The sequence below is a fragment of the Howardella ureilytica genome, from assembly GCF_054657495.1.
Genome location: NZ_BAAHYP010000001.1, coordinates 1 through 20656 on the forward strand (window position 1 = coordinate 1; position 20656 = coordinate 20656).

The 20656-nt window shown below is 37.7% G+C and carries 17 protein-coding genes; 1 reads left to right on the forward strand and 16 read right to left on the reverse strand.

The window, feature by feature from the left end:
- Positions 1 to 576: 576 nt before the first annotated feature.
- Complete coding sequence (gene hcp, locus ACYQ1N_RS00005; RefSeq protein ID WP_459831202.1) at positions 577 to 2211, reverse strand: hydroxylamine reductase; 1635 nt, start codon at positions 2209 to 2211, stop codon at positions 577 to 579.
- Between the two features lie 130 nt (positions 2212 to 2341).
- Between hcp and ACYQ1N_RS00010 the strand changes: the two genes are divergently transcribed.
- Entirely contained in the window at positions 2342 to 3019 is a 678-nt protein-coding gene (locus ACYQ1N_RS00010) for a Crp/Fnr family transcriptional regulator (RefSeq protein WP_459831205.1), read from the forward strand.
- 184 nt (positions 3020 to 3203) lie between these two features.
- On the opposite strand, the gene ygiD is transcribed toward ACYQ1N_RS00010, so the two are convergent.
- The 15 genes from ygiD to ACYQ1N_RS00085 form a co-directional block, all read right to left on the reverse strand.
- The gene (gene ygiD, locus ACYQ1N_RS00015; RefSeq protein ID WP_459831207.1) at positions 3204 to 3974 is read right to left on the reverse strand and encodes a 4,5-DOPA-extradiol-dioxygenase; all 771 of its coding nucleotides are present in this window, start codon (positions 3972 to 3974) and stop codon (positions 3204 to 3206) included.
- 290 nt (positions 3975 to 4264) lie between these two features.
- Positions 4265 to 5191 carry a cysteine synthase A gene (gene cysK, locus ACYQ1N_RS00020; protein WP_459831210.1) on the reverse strand — a complete coding sequence of 309 codons (927 nt, stop codon included), beginning with the start codon at positions 5189 to 5191 and terminating at the stop codon, positions 4265 to 4267.
- A gap of 99 nt (positions 5192 to 5290) precedes the next feature.
- Positions 5291 to 7747 (reverse strand): NUDIX domain-containing protein, encoded by a 2457-nt coding sequence (locus ACYQ1N_RS00025; RefSeq protein ID WP_459831213.1) that lies wholly within the window; start codon positions 7745 to 7747, stop codon positions 5291 to 5293.
- Between the two features lie 106 nt (positions 7748 to 7853).
- Positions 7854 to 8045, reverse strand: a complete 192-nt coding sequence (locus ACYQ1N_RS00030; RefSeq protein WP_459831215.1) for a hypothetical protein — start codon at positions 8043 to 8045, stop codon at positions 7854 to 7856.
- A 22-nt stretch (positions 8046 to 8067) separates the two neighbouring features.
- Entirely contained in the window at positions 8068 to 8997 is a 930-nt protein-coding gene (locus ACYQ1N_RS00035; RefSeq protein ID WP_459831218.1) for a bifunctional helix-turn-helix transcriptional regulator/GNAT family N-acetyltransferase, read from the reverse strand.
- A gap of 184 nt (positions 8998 to 9181) precedes the next feature.
- On the reverse strand, positions 9182 to 9919 hold the full coding sequence (yaaA, locus tag ACYQ1N_RS00040) for a peroxide stress protein YaaA (protein WP_459831220.1): 738 nt from the start codon (positions 9917 to 9919) through the stop codon (positions 9182 to 9184).
- A gap of 11 nt (positions 9920 to 9930) precedes the next feature.
- Positions 9931 to 10383, reverse strand: coding sequence for a thioredoxin-dependent thiol peroxidase (bcp, locus tag ACYQ1N_RS00045; protein WP_459831223.1), 453 nt, complete (start codon positions 10381 to 10383; stop codon positions 9931 to 9933).
- 206 nt (positions 10384 to 10589) lie between these two features.
- On the reverse strand, positions 10590 to 11516 hold the full coding sequence (locus ACYQ1N_RS00050; protein WP_459831226.1) for a site-specific integrase: 927 nt from the start codon (positions 11514 to 11516) through the stop codon (positions 10590 to 10592).
- A gap of 126 nt (positions 11517 to 11642) precedes the next feature.
- Positions 11643 to 14792 (reverse strand): type I restriction endonuclease subunit R, encoded by a 3150-nt coding sequence (locus tag ACYQ1N_RS00055; RefSeq protein ID WP_459831228.1) that lies wholly within the window; start codon positions 14790 to 14792, stop codon positions 11643 to 11645.
- Between the two features lie 35 nt (positions 14793 to 14827).
- Complete coding sequence (locus ACYQ1N_RS00060; RefSeq protein ID WP_459831231.1) at positions 14828 to 15346, reverse strand: restriction endonuclease subunit S domain-containing protein; 519 nt, start codon at positions 15344 to 15346, stop codon at positions 14828 to 14830.
- Positions 15347 to 15373: 27 nt separating this feature from the next.
- Complete coding sequence (ybiA, locus tag ACYQ1N_RS00065) at positions 15374 to 15847, reverse strand: riboflavin biosynthesis intermediates N-glycosidase (protein WP_459831234.1); 474 nt, start codon at positions 15845 to 15847, stop codon at positions 15374 to 15376.
- Positions 15847 to 16263: a hypothetical protein gene (locus tag ACYQ1N_RS00070; RefSeq protein ID WP_459831237.1), complete on the reverse strand. Its 417-nt coding sequence runs from the start codon at positions 16261 to 16263 to the stop codon at positions 15847 to 15849. Before ACYQ1N_RS00070 ends, ybiA begins: the two co-directional genes overlap by 1 nt.
- Before the next feature lie 2 nt (positions 16264 to 16265).
- Positions 16266 to 16922 carry a DUF3990 domain-containing protein gene (locus tag ACYQ1N_RS00075; RefSeq protein WP_459831240.1) on the reverse strand — a complete coding sequence of 219 codons (657 nt, stop codon included), beginning with the start codon at positions 16920 to 16922 and terminating at the stop codon, positions 16266 to 16268.
- A gap of 15 nt (positions 16923 to 16937) precedes the next feature.
- A complete protein-coding gene (locus ACYQ1N_RS00080) occupies positions 16938 to 18098 on the reverse strand; it encodes a restriction endonuclease subunit S (protein WP_459831242.1) in 1161 nt (386 codons plus the stop codon).
- Positions 18095 to 20650 carry a type I restriction-modification system subunit M gene (locus tag ACYQ1N_RS00085; protein WP_459831244.1) on the reverse strand — a complete coding sequence of 852 codons (2556 nt, stop codon included), beginning with the start codon at positions 20648 to 20650 and terminating at the stop codon, positions 18095 to 18097. Before ACYQ1N_RS00085 ends, ACYQ1N_RS00080 begins: the two co-directional genes overlap by 4 nt.
- Positions 20651 to 20656: the final 6 nt, after the last annotated feature.

Consider the following 20656-nt stretch of genomic DNA (forward strand, 5'->3'; position numbering starts at 1 on the left):
CTCGCTTGCGACGGCTTAGTTATAATAACAATATGAATTTACAATGTCAACAACTTTTTTAAAATATTTTTCAATTATATTTTTTTACATGTAAAAAATATTGCTTCTCCTCTGTGATTATCTGCATTTTCGGGCATATTTACAATGAGGAAAGTTTTGTAATTTCTTTTTTTACCCGTAATATTCAGTAATTTTAAAAATAACTTTTTCTCCGCTTATCGTTATTACAGTAAAAAGCCGCTGCGCTTATATCTTTGAGAGTGAGAGCGCAACGGCCTGATTTATTTTTGTTGTTATATGTATATAAGAGTTTGTATATTTTAAATTTTGATTGTTGTTTGTAATTATTAAATTTTGTGCGTTTATTAGTTTTATGCTGTTATATACACCGTGGTTTTATATTTAGACTTCCACGGTGCCATATACATATACTAAGAAAGTATGTATTTTATACTTTTAATTTACGTGTACAATTATCCAAATTTGTTTAATAAATAATTTATATTATCTGTCAGTATGCGTATATTTACATCTATTCCGTTTTACGTGCACGGGGTGAATGTACCGATTGTTGAATTACGCACCTAAAAAGAGCTTCATATCATCTTCCACTGTTCCTATTCCCGCAATTCCGAAGTTCTCAACAAGAACATTTGCCACATTAGGAGAAAGGAAAGCAGGAAGTGTAGGTCCTAAATGAATATTCTTTACACCGAGGTAAAGAAGTGCAAGAAGAACAATAACAGCCTTCTGCTCATACCACGCGATGTTGTATACGATAGGAAGTTCATTTACGTCTTCAAGCTCGAATATTTCCTTAAGCTTAAGTGCAATAAGTGCAAGTGAGTATGAATCATTACACTGTCCTGCATCCAATACTCTAGGAATTCCGCCGATATCTCCGAGATCAAGCTTATTGTATCTGTATTTAGCACAGCCGGCTGTGAGGATAACAGTATCCTTTGGAAGGGCTTTTGCAAATTCCGTATAATAGTTTCTGTCCTTACTTCTTCCGTCACATCCTGCCATTACAAAGAACTTCTTAATAGCTCCGCTCTTTACGGCGTCCACAACAGTGTCTGCAAGTGCAAATACCTGATTATGAGCAAAACCACCGACAATTTCACCTGTCTCGATTTCCTTAGGAGGAGCACATTTCTTTGCATGCTCTATGATTGCGGAAAAGTCCTTTTTACCGTTCTCATCTGCGGTAATGTGGCCGCATCCCGGGAATCCTGCCGCACCTGTTGTATAAATTCTGTCCTTATAACTGTCTCTTGGCGGTACAATACAGTTTGTTGTAAAGAGGATAGGTCCGTTAAAACTCTCAAATTCCTCTTTCTGCTGCCACCATGCATTACCGTAGTTTCCTACAAGGTTGTCATATTCCTTAAATTTAGGGTAGTAATGTGCAGGAAGCATCTCTGAATGTGTATATACATCAACGCCTGTTCCCTTTGTCTGCTCCAATAACTGCTCTAAATCATTTAAATCATGACCCGAGATGAGGATACCAGGATTTTTACCTACTCCGATATTTACCTTTGTTAATTCAGGATTGCCGTATTTACCCGTATTACCCGCGTCAAGATCAGCCATTCCGTTTACGCCGTATTTACCTGTTTCAAGTGTGAGCGCAATAAGTTCATCCACTGACTTATCCTTTAACGTTTCCGCAAGCGCAGACTGTATAAATTCATCTGTCTCATCATTGAAACGTCCGACCATGTTTGCATGATGCTCGTATGCCGCAAGTCCCTTTAAACCGTAAGTGATAAGTTCCTTAAGAGAACGAATGTCTTCATTCTGCTCTGCAAGAACGCCTACCGTCTTTGCCTTAGCTTCATATTCGTCCATGTTTCCGTCCCAGTTTGCGGCATCCGATAAACCTTCTTTGTTTGAAAGCTGTGCAAGAAGCTTGGACTTTTCTTCAAGAGTTGTTTCAACATCTCTTATAATTGCTTCCTTATCAAAGTTTGCATTTGTAATTGTCACAAATAAGTTATATGTGACAAGAGCGTTGATCTCCTTTGCCACTGTTTTACCTTCTGCTCTGAGAGCCGTAGCAACTTCTGCGATACCCTTTGTTACATATACAAGTAAGTCCTGCATATTGGCAACATCAGGAAGCTTTCCGCATACACCTACCTGTGTACATCCTTTACATCCGGCTGTTTCCTGACATTGGTAACAGAACATCTTATTTTCCATAGTTATTACCCCCGTAACTCTTTTCATCATTATTGTTGTTATTGTGTCGTAATAGTATTATAGTGAACGATATTAGTATGTTGTTTTAACAACATTTGTAAAATTTGTTTTAAATTTTTAAGGAGGCGCTATGGATTATTCTTTTTTGTCTACATTGAAAATATTCGAAGGTATATCTCCTGATGAAATAAAACATCTTTTGCCATGCTTAAAATGGCATGTTCAAAAGTATAAGAAAGGAGATTTTATATTTAATGCCGGTGAGATAATAGATGAAATCGGAGTTATATTATCCGGTAACGTGAATGTGGAAGCTTATGATTTGCTCGGCAACAGAAATGTATTCGGCAGATCTTCAACCGGAGAAGTTGTAGCCGTAAGTTATTCATTTACACCGAACGAACCGCTCATTGTAAATGTAATTGCGGACTCTGACGTGGAAATGCTTTTCATTGATGTAAATAAAACCGTCTATGTATGTTCCGCGTCATGTCAGTTTCACAGCAGACTTGTATCGAATTTGCTGAATATAATCGCCAACAGCAATCTGTCGCTTTCAAGGAGAAGTCTTCACACTTCTCATAAATCAATAAGGGGAAAGCTTATATCGTACCTCTCTTATCAGGTTATAAAAAACGGTGCAAATGAATTTAATATTCCGTTTGACAGAGAACAGCTAGCCGGATATTTAAATGTTGAAAGAAGTGCTTTGTCCAATGAACTTGGCAAAATGAAAAAAGAAGGCTTGATAGATTTTAAGAAAAATCATTTTATTATTAAACAGGAAGCCATGGAACTCTCTGTATAATACGGTTCGTCACCGGCTTAATTATCCTTTTAACAAGTTATGTGCCGATTATAAGAAAATTAAATAATATAAAAACAGCCGTACATTAAAATGTACATTGTAAATACGGTAATAATCATTCCGACGTACATGTACATTTTATCCCATATCCGGGATTACGGCTGTTTTTCATTTAATAATAATTTTATTCCCAAATAAAGCCTGTCATGGCAATGGATCCCTGAGTACATACATTATTGAATACTTTTACGGGATCTCCGTTTGCGGCGCCTAATGCATAAATCAACGGAAGAAAATGTTCCGGAGTCGGAGCTGCATATATAGGATAAGGACCTTCTTTGTAATTGATTACCTTTTTCGTATCTCCGTTAACCACTGCATCGACAATATAATCATTGAACATATGAGTCTGCTTGGTTCCGTCATCACTGTCCCATTTTATTCTCATCAGATTATGAACTACATTACCGCTTGCAAAAATCAAATATCCCTCTTCACGCAAAGCAGAAAGTTTCCTGCCTATATCATAGTTCTCTTCAGGAGTTATATATCCGTTTACCGAAAGCTGAACAACAGGTATGTCATGTTCAGGGAACATATGCACAAGAACCGCCCATGTTCCGTGGTCTATTCCCCACTCATCATTAACGGAAACCGACGATCCTAAAATATCCGAAACTCTGTCCGTAAGTTCTTTATTTCCTTTTACCGGATATTTAAGTTGATAGAGCTCCTCAGGAAATCCGTACATATCATAGATCTGTTCAGGAGCTTCCGCACTCTGAATATATGTTTTATTTCTGTACCAATGAGCCGAGATTGACAATATTCCCTTAGGCTTTCCGTACTTCTCCAAAATATGTCTGCCTATTTCTGCCATTTCTTCTGTCATGTTGTTGTCTTCTATTGCAAGCATCGGACTTCCGTGTCCCGTAAATACTACCGGAAATTTCATTTCACATTTCCCCCTTGTTCTGACATTTTGTTGTAATGTTATAATATATATCATTACAACAAAATGTCAATACCCTCGTCAATACCCTCGTCAATACGACAAAAAGCCCTTACGTTATGATATCGCCGGGATTATTGCATATCATACATGTAAGGGCTTAATTTGTTTAGCTTTAGAATATGTTATTGAGATGTTTTTAAAAGGATGTTTACGTTCAGATATCAGATTTTGTGTTTCATATATCCGATTTGCGTTTAAATATGCGTCATTGTGTTAACGCAAAAGAAGTATCAGTCTTTAAATAATGCTGTTGAGTAATATCTGTCTCCGCTGTCCGGTAATAATGCAACGATAGTCTTTCCCGGATTTTTCTTTAACCACTCAAGAGCCGCGCTTACTGCAGCCCCTGCCGAAATACCCACCGAAAGGCCCTCCGTCTTGGCAATATTTTTAGCTGTATTGATTGCATCTTCATTTGTTACGGTTACTACTTCATCATATACATTCTTATCAAGAGTATCAGGTACAAATCCGGCACCTATTCCCTGAATCATGTGAGGACCGCTCTTGCCTTCGCTTAATACAGGAGATGAAGCAGGTTCCATGGCTATTACCTTAATATCCGCATTCTGCTCCTTTAAGAACTTTCCGGTACCGGAAACAGTACCGCCCGTACCTACGCCGGCTAAAAATGCATCAAGATGTCCTTCTGTGTCATTCCAGATCTCAGGACCTGTTGTTTTGTAATGAGCTTCCGGATTGGCTGCATTTGAGAACTGACCCGGAACAAAGCTTCCTTTGATTTCTTCATGAAGTTCATTTGCCTTTGCTATGGCGCCGCTCATTCCCTTGCTTCCGTCCGTAAGGACAATTTCGGCACCGTATGATTTGATAATGTTTCTTCTTTCAACCGACATTGTCTCAGGCATTACGATAATAAGTTTGTATCCTTTAGCCGCTGCAATAGATGCAAGACCGATACCAGTATTACCGGATGTAGGTTCAATAATTGTTCCGCCCGGCTGAAGAGCTCCGCTCTCCTCGGCAGCCTTAATCATGCTGAGGGCGATTCTGTCTTTAACGCTTCCCGTAGGATTGAAATATTCCATTTTTGCAAGAAGTTTTCCTTCCACTCCCGCATCCTTTACCAATGCGCTGAAGTTTACGATAGGTGTATTACCGATAAGTTCTGTTGCAGATTCATAAATATGTCCCATAATGGTACCTCCAAAAGTTATTCTTTCTATTACATAATTTTTTTCTGAAATTTAAGTTGCCTATATAATAACCTACTATTTATATAAGTGCAATATGTTTTATTGAATTTTTCGAAAATTATTTTTTATTATGTTTCTGAACAACTTATATCTCTCTCCCTCAGATACGCTGAATTCGGCGCTGTCAGCCAATTTATCGAACTCATCCGATGTAATAAACCTGTAATCTTCCGTTTCGTCCGGTTGTAATTTAATTCTTACTGATTCATTAGGAATTATATAAATAAACGAAAAATACACGGCTCTTCTTTTATTGTCTGTATATACATAGAGAGCATTCAAATCTCCCGCAGAGCATTTAAGTCCTGTTTCATCGTATAATTCTCTTACGGCGCCTTCCCTTACTTCTTCTCCCGCCAGTACGGAACCGCATGTGACTTCCCACAGTCCCGGATGCCTTTTTCCCTGCGAACGCTTGGTTATAAGAACTTTTCCGGTTCGGGTAACGGTATAAACGCTTACAACTCTGTGAAACATTCCCTTCGGAATATTGTCCGCATCTGCTCTGGCGATTGCTCTCCGCCTGATTACATTTCCGAATTTATCACAGGAATCCCATAATTCGCCTTCCGGTTCCTGCATATCGAAAGTCATTTCGCTCTGAGGCAGTTCAACCCCTATAAGAGAGGAGCGGAATATTTTACCCTTCCCCCATCCGTTTTCATACATATCCAAAATATTTTCTCTTATGCTTGCAATCAGTCTTCTTCTGTAAGCCCTCATTCCCGTTTCGTTCCAATATCTCTTTGTATCCATTTTAATAACTTCGTATTTGGCTCCGAGAATATCATTTTCATATGCGATTTGAGGCTCTTTATTTCGGTAAAACACCACTACGGAATTCTTATATTTATCTATATCAAGATTGTACTTTGCAGCAAACTCAACCGCAGTATCATTGTCTTTTATTAATCTTACATGGGAATAATATCCTACCAGGAAAGAAAAATAATCTACGTCAAAGTTATTAATCCATTCCCTGTCCGTCGAAAAAAATACAATGACAGGCAATATTCTGTCGGAATTATCCACAAGCTCGTAAAGATCCTCTATATTGGTCTTATCGGCCGTTCTGCCGCTCTGCTTTAATCTTGCTCCGTCAATAATTCCTATATTATCCGCTATTTCTCCGTAAAAATTAGGTCTGCTGAATAAACCGTGATTAAATGCCGTATGGTTAAAACTGTTTTGTTCCGCCATATGGTTAGTTACGGCAAATTCCAGTCTGTCGCCCACCCTTTTCACATACGCTCTTGATATCCACTCTCTTTCGGGTACAACATTGTCCGGATGTGTCGTTATCTCCATAATTTCGCATTTTTCTTCATCATAATGAACGTCGACTCTGTATCCCGGCTTCCATGCTTTATATGATTTCGGTAGTTCCGGCATATTTCTGAATATGTTTTTAAATCTTGACTTTATCCATGAATAAATATACCCTGCCGCCTTCTTAAATGTATCTTCCACCGAATCGTTTAAAATATTGAGTTCTACCTTAGATGCAAATGCCGGATATTCCGTAAGTTCCTTAAACGGCTCAAAGTGTTTTTTCTGATTTTTTTGCTTTTTGTTTTTATCTAAATTGTTAAATATCTCCGCAATTTCATCCGATTTAATTTCAAGGCTGTTGACTATTCGTACGACTGAATTGACGGTATGATCGACATCAGTATCCGAGTTTGTGTTCCACAATTCTTCCAATACTTTAAATCTGTCAAATTTAAATATTTGCTTTGCAATATTTACGTTTTTATTGAAATAATCCACAAGTTCGGGACTTATGGGCTCATTCGTAAACTTTATTCTGTAATGGCACCTTACCATTTCTTCCCAGTTTTTCATTTTGTAATGATAATGCCCCAAGTCTTCCAATAATGTAACGATAGAATCGTCACAAAGTTCCAGAGTTGCAAGTATTGAGTTCATTCGTCTGAATAAATCTGAATTTTCTTCATGAAACACTGATGCCTTATAGTGCAAATCGTGCTCTATTTCATGCCATCCCTCAAAAGCGTTTGTACGAAGCTGTATTTCAAATGTATCGTCAATATAGTCCCCCAGTGAAGGATTAATAATTAATTTACTTAAATATTCCGGAATCTTAAATATTCCGTTTACTTTTCTCGCTCTGAATTCATACACCGAAGCATCCGTGGTTTCCCACTCTCCCTCACTTGCAAAAAGCGTATCCAAAAGACTCTTTACGGCGTTGATATCATCACCGAAATAGAGTATTATTCGTATTCCTATCAGATCCTGTAACTTTTTGTCACGATATTCCGAACCGTCCCTGCCGTAATCCTTTGTAATTAACTTATTGAGAATGGAATCGTTGCTTTTTACCCTGTAGGTTATTCTGTAATAAAATCCCGCTTTATCCAGTTTTTCCGTTAAGAAACTGCATAAATCGTCCTGTATAACCGACGGGATAATAATTTTATTGACATTCTCTATTCTGAATAAAGGATTAATATTGTTTTCTGTATTATTCATATTCTTCTCACTGATTTCTTCAAAAGCATTTTTAATTACAGCTTACATTTCATTATTATATAAAACAAAAACTGCCGCATTAAATGTAAATGCAGCAGTTTTATTATCAAAATTTTAATGTAAATATTATAACCAACGACAATATGGCAAATAATATTCCGCTCATCGTTAATACAGGACCCGCTGCAGGTTTGTTTTTCCTGTTTCTGAATGCAATTTGAATTATTATTCCTATTGCGATACACACTGCAGAGGGAATCAAAAGCATTAACAATAACGTCATATCAAATGACCCCATATATACTCCTTTCAAACGAGCATCACTTCGTTAAGTCAAGCTCCCAACATTCTTCAAGAACAGGACAACCCCAGTCTTCGTTCTTCTTTTCTTCTATTACTTTAAAGCCAAACATGCCATACATTCTTCTGGCAGTTTCCTGTGCGCTTACTGTCCATAAGATTGCTTTTTTATAACCGGTTTTTTTACAAAATTCGATTGCCGAAGTAAACATCTTTCTTCCCGCGCCTATACCTCTGAGTTCAGGTTCTATAAAGAAGTATCTCAGCTGAGCGGTATCATCGTCTAAATGTGTTACCGCAATACATCCGGATTTTATGCCGTTGCATTCCAAAATCATAATACTGTCTTTATTCTCATCGAAATTATCGACAAGATTGTGAACGCCGCCGATAAGATAATTTTTCCATATTTCGGACGTAAAATGTCTCTCAGCCGCATATATGGAAAGCTGTCTGTCAATTATGTACTCTATATCCGAATCACTTCTGTCAGACAGTCTGATGTTTACTTTATTGATTGCTTTTGTAAAATACCTCTTTATGGTATCGCAGGCCTTAGAAATCTCCCGACATTCATCATCCGTCAGCGGTTCGATGAGGGACGCTATCTGTATATTGGAATCCTCATTCATACGTTCGAACAAACCGTGACCTTTTTCCGTGAGTGATATCTCATTTATCCTTGCGTCATCTTCTTTTGAATGTCTCTCAAGTATACCTTCGGTTTCAAGCTTTTTAAGTGTTCTGCTTAAATATCCGGTATCTATCCTGAGTATATTCGAAAGCTGATTGGCACTGCACTTTTCCGTTTTGCTTATCTCATAAATTATTCTCGCTTCCGTAAGAGAATAATTGAAACTACCGATATTAGCATTCATAAGACCGAGCATATTAGTGTAGAATCTGTTAAATCCTCTGATATCTGTTATTACATCTATCCTGCTGTTCATAGTAACCTCTTCAGTTTCGCAATGATTGCTTATGGGTAATCCTTTGCTGATTATAACATCGTATTACATAATAATATTTAACATTTATATCAAATGTTTATTAATGAAGTCTAAAATATTCGTACCAAAGTCATAACTTCAGTTTTTTCAGTATAGGTCTATTAATTGCTACTGTCAAATAATATTATTTTATGAATACAAATGTATCGGCGTCTGAGTGTTTTCCGCTGAATTCATACCCCAAACCGTTAAAGTTCTTTATGCTCTCCGTGTCATTTATATCATTAACGGCAAGATATCTGACCATCTCGCCTCTTGCCATTTTGGCATATACTCCTTTTTGAGATATTTTACCGTCACACAACTCACCGAATATACATGTGATAAATGTTTTATCGTCCTCAAGACAGTTCTCCACACATTTCGAATACTCTTTTGAAGCGAGATTAATAATAATATCGTCATTAAATGTCAACTCTTTATATATGGCATCAGACCAGTAATCATACAGGTTTTTACAGTCAAATAATGAAATTTTTGCCTGCATTTCCAATCTGTATCTGACAACTCCGTCGAAAGGTTTTAAGATCCCGTAAACTCCCGAAAGAATTCTCAGGTTATTTTGTATATATTCGCACTCTTTATATTCAAATACGGAGGGAGCCATATATTTATATGCTATTCCGTCGTATGCGTAAATTGCGGGCATCACATTATTAAAATCAGCGTTTATAATCATATCGTACGCATCATGTGCTATTGCATCATTGCATTTCCATATACTCTTCAGCTCCTCATATGAAAGACTTTTCATATGGTTTATTATTGCCGCCGCTCTGTCCGCAAATACCGGAACAGTCATTTTTGCATCGATATATTCATCCGGTTTCATTTTCTTGGCGGGTGAAACTACTATCTTCATAAAATCCCCTGTTATATCTCGTTTAACATCTGCTCGGGATTATCTGCCGCTTTTACCTTGTCAAAGGCTTTGACAATTATGCCTTCTTCATTAATTAAATACGTTGTGCGAACAGTACCCATGTATGTTCTTCCCGCCATCTTTTTCTCTTTCCACACATCATAAAGCTGATTAACTTTCGTGTCCTCATCCGAGAGAATTGTAAACGGAAGTTCGTATTTTGTTTCAAATCTCTTGTGGGAAGCCACGCTGTCCTTACTTATACCTATTATTACGGCACCCTTTTCCGTAAATTGAGGCATTCTCTCCGCAAATCCGCATGCCTGCTTAGTACATCCGGCCGTACTGTCCTTCGGATAAAAATATAAAACAACTTTTTTCCCTCTGTAATCGGATATGGAATGCATATCTCCGTTCTGGTCCGGAAGCGTAAAATCCGGCGCCTTTGTTCCAACTTCTAACATATTTACCTCCTTCAGCTTTTGATTTGTTTATGTTAATAATATAACTATATCTCATACATATAAAGAAACATTGTTTTTATGTTGTATAGATTATAATGTTGCACAATATTTTCTTACGGTTTGTATGAACGCAAAGTATGTTTTACCGTTTAAGGTCATAGAAAACTAAAAGCCTTATCACCCTTCATCGGCTCTGACCTCTGTTCTCAATTCAAACTTGACAATGAGCGCATTACCAAATCCACATCCTTATTTTCAAGTTCCTTAATAATATGAAGATATGTTTTTTGCGTTGTGGTCATGCTTGAGTGCCCAAGTCTCCGTGCGACACTTGCAATGGATACTCCAGCAAACAAAAGCAGTGACGCATGTGTATGCCTTAATCCGTGTATGGCAATGACAGGTATCCCCGCCCTTTCACAGTGTCTTGCCAGAATGTCGTTAACCGTTGAATTATAGACCTTCCCTCCGGCAAATATCGGCTCATCTTCCGGCAAATCCTTTACCAGTGTTGAGAATTGAATAATAAGCTGCCAGTCAATTTGTATTCTTCTGACCGATGATTGATTTTTTGTCGGCATAAATCCGGTGTTTCCTTTATAATCCCAAGTCTTGCTTATTGATAATGACTGCTTTGAAAAATCAAAATCTTTAGGCGTTATTGCCAATGCCTCCGAAAATCTCATACCTGTTTTTGCAACCAATAAAATAAACCAGTCCCAGTTCAACGTCTGACCCAGTTCCAAATCCGATAAAAGTCTGTGCAACTCAAATTGATTCAGATACCTGATTTTTTTCTCTCTCGGCTTTTTCCCTTTAATTATTGCCTTTCTTGTTGGATCTCTTTCAATAAGTCCCTCATCAACGGCATCCAATACGGCTCCCTTAAGTTGATGATGAAAATCCATCGTCGTCTGTCTCTCGTGCAGCTCGGCATAATCATTTAAGAGCTTTTGATAAGTAATTCTTGTAAGTTCACATATTTTTAAATCGGGAGCCAATCTTTTAATCCATGTAAGAGTGAGTAAATACTTATCCATCGTTACTTTTCTGATTGCTCCGTCTTTATAAATCTTAATCCATTGAGCGTAATAATCGTAAAATAAATCCATTTTATCTGCATTATACGGCATATTTTCCTCCCATAATAAAACACACCGATGAAGGGTATAAGGCTGCAGAGATTAAGATTAAGATTAACATTTCCGTCCTCCGTCAATAAAAAAGAGCCGGGGACTTCCCGACTCATCAAGCACCCGTTATTTATCATCGGCAGGCATAGGAATTTCACAACCTCCTTCAAGGATAAATTCACGAAGTAATCTGTCAACTTTAATATTAACTTTGGGAGGTATCACTTTAGCCCCTTCAATCTTTTCAAAGTACGCTTTTGCTTTTGTTTTATCAACGGTCTTTTTTAATTCATCATATCTTCCGAATTCATTAATGTTCTTTTCATTTAACTTCAAGCTCATTATATTTCTGAGCATATCTTCATTTACGCCCAAAACCACCGAAACCTGATGAATCTGATCGCTTTTTGCTTTTGACATATATTCGTTTATATAATCTCTCAAAGTTTTACCGTCTTCTGCTTTGACATCCCCTCTTTGAATATCATGCAGAAAAATATCGGCATAATTCTGTTCTTCCCTTGAAAGAGCGGCAAATGTTTTATGCAATTCCGTTTCAACCCGTTCCAATGCTTCTTGTGTTGTACCTTCACTGTTCAATAACTTAATATATTTTTCAAAACGTGAGTTCATATAATCCGAATTAATTTTACCCGTATCAATCTCGGTTATATGCCCTACAAGATCATAAGGAACATCGTCTGCCGCATCGCCGCTTCCGGAGAGTGACGGTAATTCCTTATATCTTAGAACCAATGTTAAATATGTGTTTTCATCAAGGGACAAATGTGTTATTTCACCTGTCTCTTCATCAGCATAAAACAATTTATCCCATTTAAATCCCTGTATTTTAGCCGCTTCCAGACATTTATCAAAAACGTTGAAGTCCTTTGCGAATTTTCTGCAAACAAAAACATCGGAAGGAAGTCTCTCAAAGTTTTTAATTCCCGAATTCGTAAACAACTCTGAGATATTTTCAAAAAGTTCATTCATCTGTTTCAGGTTTTCCGTAAGATGTTGAACGAACAATCCAAGCGGTCTGTCCCCGGAATACAGCTTAACGGCAGAATCAATATTTCTTTCCATAGTATGAGGCTTACGGTAATAACGAATCGTTCCGAAAGGTTTATCGAATCCAAATAAACGATTCGTACGGGAAAACGCCTGAATAAGATTTTCATATTGAAGCACCTTATCCAAATAAAGGGTATTAATCCATTTTGAATCAAAACCCGTAAGCATTTGATCGACGACAATAAGAAGGTCGATCTGCATTTCCGGTTCATTTGCAATTCTTACGTATGGCTTCTTATGGGCAAGACGTGCCGCAATATCCTTTTTCATTTTGTGGAATGTGGGAATCGTAAAACTCTGATTATATTTTTCATTGTAATCCGTAATTATTTCAACGAGCCCGTCTTCTTTAAATTGCACACCTTTATTATTATCAATATTCGGATCAAATAAAGCCGTCACCTTAAGTTCCGGTTTAATATTCTTAAACAGACGATAGTAATTAATCGCTTCGGTAATACTGCTTGTTGCAAATATTGCATGAAATTTGCTGTTATGACTTAACCTTACCCAATTTTCAATAATGTCTTTCACAACAGTTACCGTGTGTTCCTTTGTCTCATATTGCGAGTTTGGAATGTAATCTTCAATACCTTTTATATACTTGCCGCTGATATCATCATGTCCCGCCATTCCTATGTAATCAGAGTTCATATATTTATAATAAATTTTACTTTTTTCGGGATCGGAGATCGCTTCCTCCTCTGTCTGTGCCTTCGCTTTCTCCAATGCAACAACTTTACGGACATCTCTGTCTTTGAAGGTTAATACTTTGTAAGGGTCAAATCCGAGAACATTCTTATCCCTTATTCCGTCAGCTATGCTGTACCTGTGCAATTCGTTACCGAATACGGTACTTGTTGTATTGTTCTTCTTTTGGTTTTCAACCTGTATGGGTGTACCGGTAAAACCGAAAAACATAGCCTTGGAAAATGTATTCTTAATTGTAATCAGCATATCCCCAAAAGTAGAACGGTGAGCTTCGTCCACAATAAATACAATCCGTTTATCCCCCATAATTTCAATGTCGCGGGAGTTCAGTCCTCCCGTTTCAAGTTTGATATTACTCATTTTCTGAATAGAAGTTACGATGAGTGTATCTGCGGGATCGCTGCTTTTGAGTTTATTAATAAGTACATTTGTGTTTTCCGTAGCCTGAACAGATTCATTTTCCTCGGCAAATCCCCGATATTCCTTCAAAGACTGTGTACCGAGCTCAATTCTGTCCATAAGAAATATCACCTTATCGGCATCCTTTGAACCGGCAATAAGCTGTGCAGACTTAAAGCTGGTCATTGTTTTGCCGGATCCTGTCGTATGCCAAATATATCCACCGAGCTGATTCTTATCTTCCCACTTTGCTTTAGCCACCTTATCGGAAATTGCGCTTGCGGCAAAATACTGATAACTCCGCATTACCTTTAATATTCCGTCCGAGTCATCCGCAATCGTATAAAAACCGATAAGCTGATGCGCCATTGGTATGGACAAAAGAGTAGAAGCAATCTTATCCCACTTATTTATGGGCTCATTGTTAAAATCGCCCCAGTGAAAGTAATAGTCGGGATTAAAATCACCGTCAGGTCCCGGGTTGGCAAAGTAAACAGTTTCATCCGGCTCCATTGCAACAAAAATTTGAACCAATGAGAAAAGTCCGCCAAAGACGCCCTCATGTGAATATTTTTCAATTTGATGACACGCCTGACTTACGGGTATTCCGCTTTTTTTCAGTTCTATGTGAATTACCGGCATACCGTTGATTAGGAGCATTAAATCACCTCTGCGGTCATTTAACATTTTCGATTCCGTGCGGAACTTAGGTTGTCTTGAAATCTGATATCTGCTTTGACCTGCGGCAATTTCCTGACGGTCATATATTTTTAAACTTACCTCTTTTCCGAAGTGCAATTTATCATCGGGGTTATCTCTTACTATTGATACGCTTTTACCGTTGATAAAACCGCTTAACTTTAACGGTGTTCTCAGCTCCTCTATCTGTTCCAAAATTTGCTGCATTTCACTGTCTGTCAGAGGATAATCATTTAATCTGTCGATATCTCTGTTGTTTTCAAACAGAATATCAGCCCAATTTTGAAGCAAATCCTGTTCGGAACAGTTCTTAAGAACTTCTTTCTCCCAGCCGTTTTCAGAGAGGATTTTAATCAAAGCTTCTTCAAAATCCGACTCTTTATTAAAAATCATTATGATTTCCTCCTGACTTTTGATTGTATTGTTTTTTAATTTAACTTACGCTGATGAAGGGTGATAAGGTGGTCGAGGTGACGCAAATATGTGCCGATAGCAACCTGTTCTTCTTTGTGTCTCGGCAAAAATATATCAATATCAAAGAAATCATCGGCTGAGATATTCAGTAATCCGTGATTTCTTGCTCCCTCCGCTGCACGCTCAGAAACACCTTTATGCCATCTGTCAGTATCAAAGAAAACCGTCAAATAGTCGCTATCAATTTCACTTTGATTTTTAATGCTAAAAACAATGTAAAGTGTTGATAATACGCCCTTTTCGTACAAATCAAGGCGCTTAACTGCTCCAAAAGGAAACCCATCTGAAGTGCTTTTGTTATATGCAAATTCACCATTCAACACCAAGTAATAGTTGCTCACATCTCGACTTGCTACACGGTTATTAAAATAGGTGATTTGGTCAACAAGTCCGTATTGTGCAGATATTGTAAGTGGTAGGCTTGACTCATTGTTTGTGTTCTTCCTGACTACTCTTTCTACTATATCTCCCAACTTACGCTGTTCCCAAGCGTATGTTTATTATAACTGTTCACGCACCATCATAAGAGTATATCCGAGCAAATTTTTACCTTTCCACTTAGATTTATCAAATCTGTCATTATCTTTCATTGACAGCCCAATACCCCAAATACGGTCTTTTACGGCACACTCGGCCAGTAATGCGCTACCCGTAGCTTTAAGTTTAGTTTTTAATTCGTCATTTTGTGAGAACTTGGCAATAAGTCCTTCATAAACAACTATTTGACGAATTCCGTTCCATGTACTCTCGTCATAGTTTGAAACCTGTCTTCCGAGTAACTTGATTTCAGCCACATTGTCAGTTGACAAAATTTCCGTTGCAGTCGCTTCATCATTGAAACAGACTGATTTGCGATACATCATAAACTGCTCCAAAGATGAGAACTCAGTGCCGTGTACAATAAACTTACTGAGATACCAATTGCTCAAATACCCGTTATCCTCATCCGGATTATGAAAACAAACAATTTCCATTACGCTTCACCGACCTTTTGCACAGCCAAATCAAGTTCCAAATCATGCAAGCCGTAATAGGCTTTTTTCAGAAACTCAATCGGAACTTTTTTTAAAACTTCAGAACTCGGAATGTTGTAATACCATTGATAGTAAGCATAAAACTCCCCAATCCAATCCGGCATAAATCCTTTAAGCCCCATACCGGGCTTTAATGAATACTTTTCGGTTTCGGTAAAATATTCCCATAATTCTTTTGCATCCATGGTATTTACATAGGCTTTAGCTTCATCAATACTTTTTCTTGTTTTTCCGGACATATATGCCTTAATGAAATCTTCCGTATCCTTATCCGGGTAAGTCTGAGCAACATAATCAAAGAGTTTACCCTGATTTTCAACCACATCATTCAAATATTCCCGTGCAAATGCTCTCATAATCACAACTCCTCAAAAAGCGTACTGAATACTTTTGTTACAGGATTAGCATCAGAATCAACAAGTTCGTACATTTTCTGCCTTGCCGTTATATCGCGCTGATTGTATTTTTCATTGAATTCATCATATTTAACGGTTTGCAATCCGTTTTCAACTTCATGTAGTTTTGAAAATGCAAGTTCAGACTTAATACAATATTGAATACCCAATCCCCCCAACGATAACAGTTCTTCAAGAATATCCATATCAATATTGTCTCGTACAAATTCCTTTGCAATATAGAAATATGATGCATTTGCTCTCCAGCCTTTAATAACATCATATTTATCCGTATTGACCCCATATCTATCTATAAATTTCTTTGACAACATGCGATAACGCCTTGAATCAGACGCATCCCTGTGTTTCATTAGTTCTGCAAGCCATGCAAGTACGCCTTCTTCCTGAAAACTCAGAATTTTCAGTTCATCTGTTTCAAGTTCATACTGATGAACAAAACCGTTTTCTTCATTGGGTCTGCATACCGCCCATTCTTTTGCAAGGTCTATACTCTCCGTAAGATAAAACCCTTTTCCATAATCGTGTTTTTCCTCACCTTTCCCGTATTCGGGAACAACGATTTTATTAGGAGTTCCGTGAAATAATGTTATTTTTCCCATTTTGTATTAAACCTCCTAAGCAAACATCTTTTCAAGCATGGATTTTTTTATGTTTTGCAACTTTTCCAGCTTACGCTGATGAAGGGTGATAAGGTTGTCAAGATTATCCATATATCTGGAAATCAATTGCTGTTCTTGATGTGACGGAGCAATTAAATCCATTTCAGAAATCATCTCTAGTCTTACAGAATCAACAGATGTTTTTGCAGTCATTGACATCACACGATCGTAAAACTTTTCTGAAAACCAATGATAAAAAAATTTAGCGTCAACATTTTCTACAAAGTCGAAAAGCCTGTAAACTCGCTGATGGAGATCATATTTTCCATTAACATAATGAAATACTTTTCCAGTACCAACACCATCACCAACAGTAAGGACTGCTTCTTCATCAAAAAGATATCTATTACTTCTCTCGATTATTGGTGAACGAACATAAAATGGATATATTCCATCATCTGTTTTGTCCTGTGTATTACTCTTACCGGTTGATATTGAGCACACCTCAGAAACCTTACGCTGTTCCCAAGCGTCAGTAAATCCCTTAAAACGAATTTCCGGTACATTTGAACCATTTTGTGTAAACATTTTTTCCAACATAGATTTTTTTATGTTTTGCAACTTTTCAAGCTTACGCTGATGAAGGGTGATAAGGTCGCTTAGTTTGTCCAAATATCGGGCAATTGCTGTTTGTTCAGCCTTTGACGGATACACAAAACCGAGAGTTAGAAACTCCTCGTAGCTTATACTGCGCCCATCACGGATGCCATAGGTTACTGTTTCTAATCGCCGGATAAACGACTTAGAGGTAAACACATATTTCCAATACTCTGAGTCGTGCTTTTCAAGCTCAGAAAAGTCAAAAACCGTGTAAGCAGGCGAGGTTATGCCTTCTATTGCAGAATGAGCGAACCCACCTTGAAAAGAACGAAGGTGTATAACAAACTGCCCCGGCAATACTCTTTTATATCCGGCTTCATTTTTCTTGTCGTGGAATATATTGATGTTGTTTTCATCTCTGCGAATCATTCCACGGTCTTGTGTTGCTGACAAAACAGGAAGTTCCGGATAACCTTTATCCGCAGTTGATACAAACAGCTCTTTTGCCTTACGCTGTTCCCAATCATCACTAAATCCCTTAAATCTTATAGACGGAGTGTTTGATTTTCCCTTCATTTCACACTTCCTCCGAGTATCTTTTTAAGTTCTGCAAGACCGAGCATGTCAAACTCATCACCCTCCAGGTCATCAATCATTGAGCAAAGAATTTTCTCGGTTTCTTCTATTTGTGTTTCGATTTCGGCAAAGGTTATTTCATATTTCTTTGACAGCTCATCAAGTTTTTTTACCAGTTCGTTTACAATAACGTCCGGCAACTGCATAAGGTTATCCGACAAAGGCTTTATCCATTTCATTTTAAGAAGTTCCGTTACCTGTTCGTTAGATAATTCTTCTATGGTTTTCTTTGTTTTTTCCTGCAGAAGTGCACTTTCCTTTTTAATTTCGGATTTCAGAAGTCTTTCTTCCGCATTCAGTTCCGATACTGCTTGGATTTTTTCTTTTGTTTCGGGTTCGATATTATCATTTTTTACCGCTTTCTTAACCTCTGCCGCTACCCAACCGTTCTCGTTTACAAAGTCTCCCTCTTTTTCTTCTTCCGTAAGGGTGTCAAATATTTCCTCATATTCGGATACAATTTCGGCAAGTCTGTTTTCTTTTTCTTTTAATTTTTTCGTATCTTCAGCGAGAATTGTATTTTGAATAAGTTCAAATGGCAGAATACGCCCTTTCCATCCTTCCTGTATTTCCTGTTCTTTTCCGTCTTTTTTCTTAATTACCATGTTCGGATCAACGACTTTTGTTGCTTCAAAACCCTCTGTTTGTATTATTTCCAAATCTACGGCAATTTCGGTCCAGTCATCGTAAAAAAGCTGATATGCTTCATATTTATCGACAAGAGGAATGTGTTCCGTTCTTGCAAATATGTTTTCGGAAATGATATCCTCCGTTTTTGAAATATTTACGCTTTCACACTTTGCAACCAGTTCATCGTTTAAATATTTATCAAAGTTTTCAAATGCATTACGGAAACCGCTTTTAAACCCCTTAATATCCTCATGTTCGTTAATCACATTTTTTATGTTGTCTGCCGACAGCTTACAATATCTTTCAGATGTATTATCAAACAGAGAAGTTCGAAGCGTCGGAAATGATTGCCAATATTTCCTTAATTTATCAATTTCACTGATCGGAATGCCTCCGAACATGGAAGCATATATGTCCCAGGACTCCGAATCTTCCGAAGAATCCACATATCTCGGAATATTCAAATTGTAATCATTTGCCCTGATTTCATCGCGACTTACAACTCGGGAATATTTATCCCTGTTTTCCCTGTGTGTTACGGTATCGACTATCCTTTTGATATCGGAAGCTCGAAGCTTGTTGTTTTTGCCCTCTTTAACAAAGCCTTTTGAAGCATCGACAATCAATACATCCGTATCGGTTCTTTTTTGCTTCAACACCATAATGATTGTCGGAATACCTGTACCGTAAAATATATTTGCGGGCAGACCGATAATGGTTTCGATTTTGTTCTTTTCTATTAAATTTTTGCGAATTTCTCCCTCTTCTCCGCCTCGGAACAGTACACCGTGGGGAAGAACAATTGTCATTATTCCGTCGGGCTTAATATGATATAATTCGTGCAATAAAAACGCATAATCCGCCTTACTTTTAGGCGCAATACCGTATTCTTTATATCGTGGATCGTTTTCCTTATCACTCGGATTCCAAGGCTGAGAATACGGCGGATTGGAAACTACCGCATCAACGTAAAGAGGGTTGTATGTTCCTATAGGATCGTTTTCTTCAAAATAAGGCCAGTCTTCCTCCAACGTATCTCCGTTTCTTGTGACGATATTGTCGGCTTCAATGCCGCGCATAATCAAATTCATACGGGTAAGGTTATATGTATTGATATTTAATTCCTGAGCATAGTATTTAACCTTGTTTTCTCCCTCTATGTACTTTGATGCGCTCTTTCCGATATTAATCAATAACGAACCGGAACCACTTGTAGGGTCGTATATTTCTATTTTTTCTCTGTCCTTCAAATGATTTGCCACAATTTCGGACATAAGCAACGATACTTCATGCGGCGTATAGAATTCACCTGCTTTTTTACCTGCATTTGCGGCAAATTTCTCAATCAGATATTCATATATAAAACCGAGAACATCATATCCCTGCTTTTCGTCCATCGGAATATCTTTTATAAGCTGAATAAGATCGCTTATGGACTTAGACTGTGAAGCCGCACTGTCTCCCAACTTGGAAAGACCTGTCTGCAGAGTTTCAAAAACGCCGTCAAATACTTTTCTGTGTGTAGGATTTATCAAACGGCTGAATGCGGAAAGGGCATCGCGAACATCCTGTACGCTGAAATCTTTGCCTTTTTCAAGCCACGTCGAAAACAGGTTGTTATATGATATAAAGTAACCCAGATTTTTTTGGATACTTTCAACCGTTTCCCCGTCTTCCTCGCTTAATTCGGGAAGGTATTCGTCCGTCCAGTCGTTATCCCTTAAATACTTTACTTCTTTTTCCGAAAGAAATTTATAGAAAATAAAGCCTAAAATATAATCTTTATACTCATTTGCTTCGATTTTGGAACGCATTTTATTGGCCGATTCCCAAATTTTAGCTGCTAATTGTTGCTTGTTCACAATATC

Excerpts from the sequence above, each read along its gene's own strand:
- hcp (WP_459831202.1), bottom strand. The coding sequence starts at position 2,211 with ATGGAAAATAAGATGTTCTGTTACCAATGTCAGGAAACAGCCGGATGT.
- ACYQ1N_RS00010 (WP_459831205.1), top strand. The coding sequence starts at position 2,342 with ATGGATTATTCTTTTTTGTCTACATTGAAAATATTCGAAGGTATATCT.
- ygiD (WP_459831207.1), bottom strand. The coding sequence starts at position 3,974 with ATGAAATTTCCGGTAGTATTTACGGGACACGGAAGTCCGATGCTTGCA.
- cysK (WP_459831210.1), bottom strand. The coding sequence starts at position 5,191 with ATGGGACATATTTATGAATCTGCAACAGAACTTATCGGTAATACACCT.
- ACYQ1N_RS00025 (WP_459831213.1), bottom strand. The coding sequence starts at position 7,747 with ATGAATAATACAGAAAACAATATTAATCCTTTATTCAGAATAGAGAAT.
- ACYQ1N_RS00030 (WP_459831215.1), bottom strand. The coding sequence starts at position 8,045 with ATGGGGTCATTTGATATGACGTTATTGTTAATGCTTTTGATTCCCTCT.
- ACYQ1N_RS00035 (WP_459831218.1), bottom strand. The coding sequence starts at position 8,997 with ATGAACAGCAGGATAGATGTAATAACAGATATCAGAGGATTTAACAGA.
- yaaA (WP_459831220.1), bottom strand. The coding sequence starts at position 9,919 with ATGAAGATAGTAGTTTCACCCGCCAAGAAAATGAAACCGGATGAATAT.
- bcp (WP_459831223.1), bottom strand. The coding sequence starts at position 10,383 with ATGTTAGAAGTTGGAACAAAGGCGCCGGATTTTACGCTTCCGGACCAG.
- ACYQ1N_RS00050 (WP_459831226.1), bottom strand. The coding sequence starts at position 11,516 with ATGCCGTATAATGCAGATAAAATGGATTTATTTTACGATTATTACGCT.
- ACYQ1N_RS00055 (WP_459831228.1), bottom strand. The coding sequence starts at position 14,792 with ATGATTTTTAATAAAGAGTCGGATTTTGAAGAAGCTTTGATTAAAATC.
- ybiA (WP_459831234.1), bottom strand. The coding sequence starts at position 15,847 with ATGGAAATTGTTTGTTTTCATAATCCGGATGAGGATAACGGGTATTTG.
- ACYQ1N_RS00070 (WP_459831237.1), bottom strand. The coding sequence starts at position 16,263 with ATGAGAGCATTTGCACGGGAATATTTGAATGATGTGGTTGAAAATCAG.
- ACYQ1N_RS00075 (WP_459831240.1), bottom strand. The coding sequence starts at position 16,922 with ATGGGAAAAATAACATTATTTCACGGAACTCCTAATAAAATCGTTGTT.
- ACYQ1N_RS00080 (WP_459831242.1), bottom strand. The coding sequence starts at position 18,098 with ATGAAGGGAAAATCAAACACTCCGTCTATAAGATTTAAGGGATTTAGT.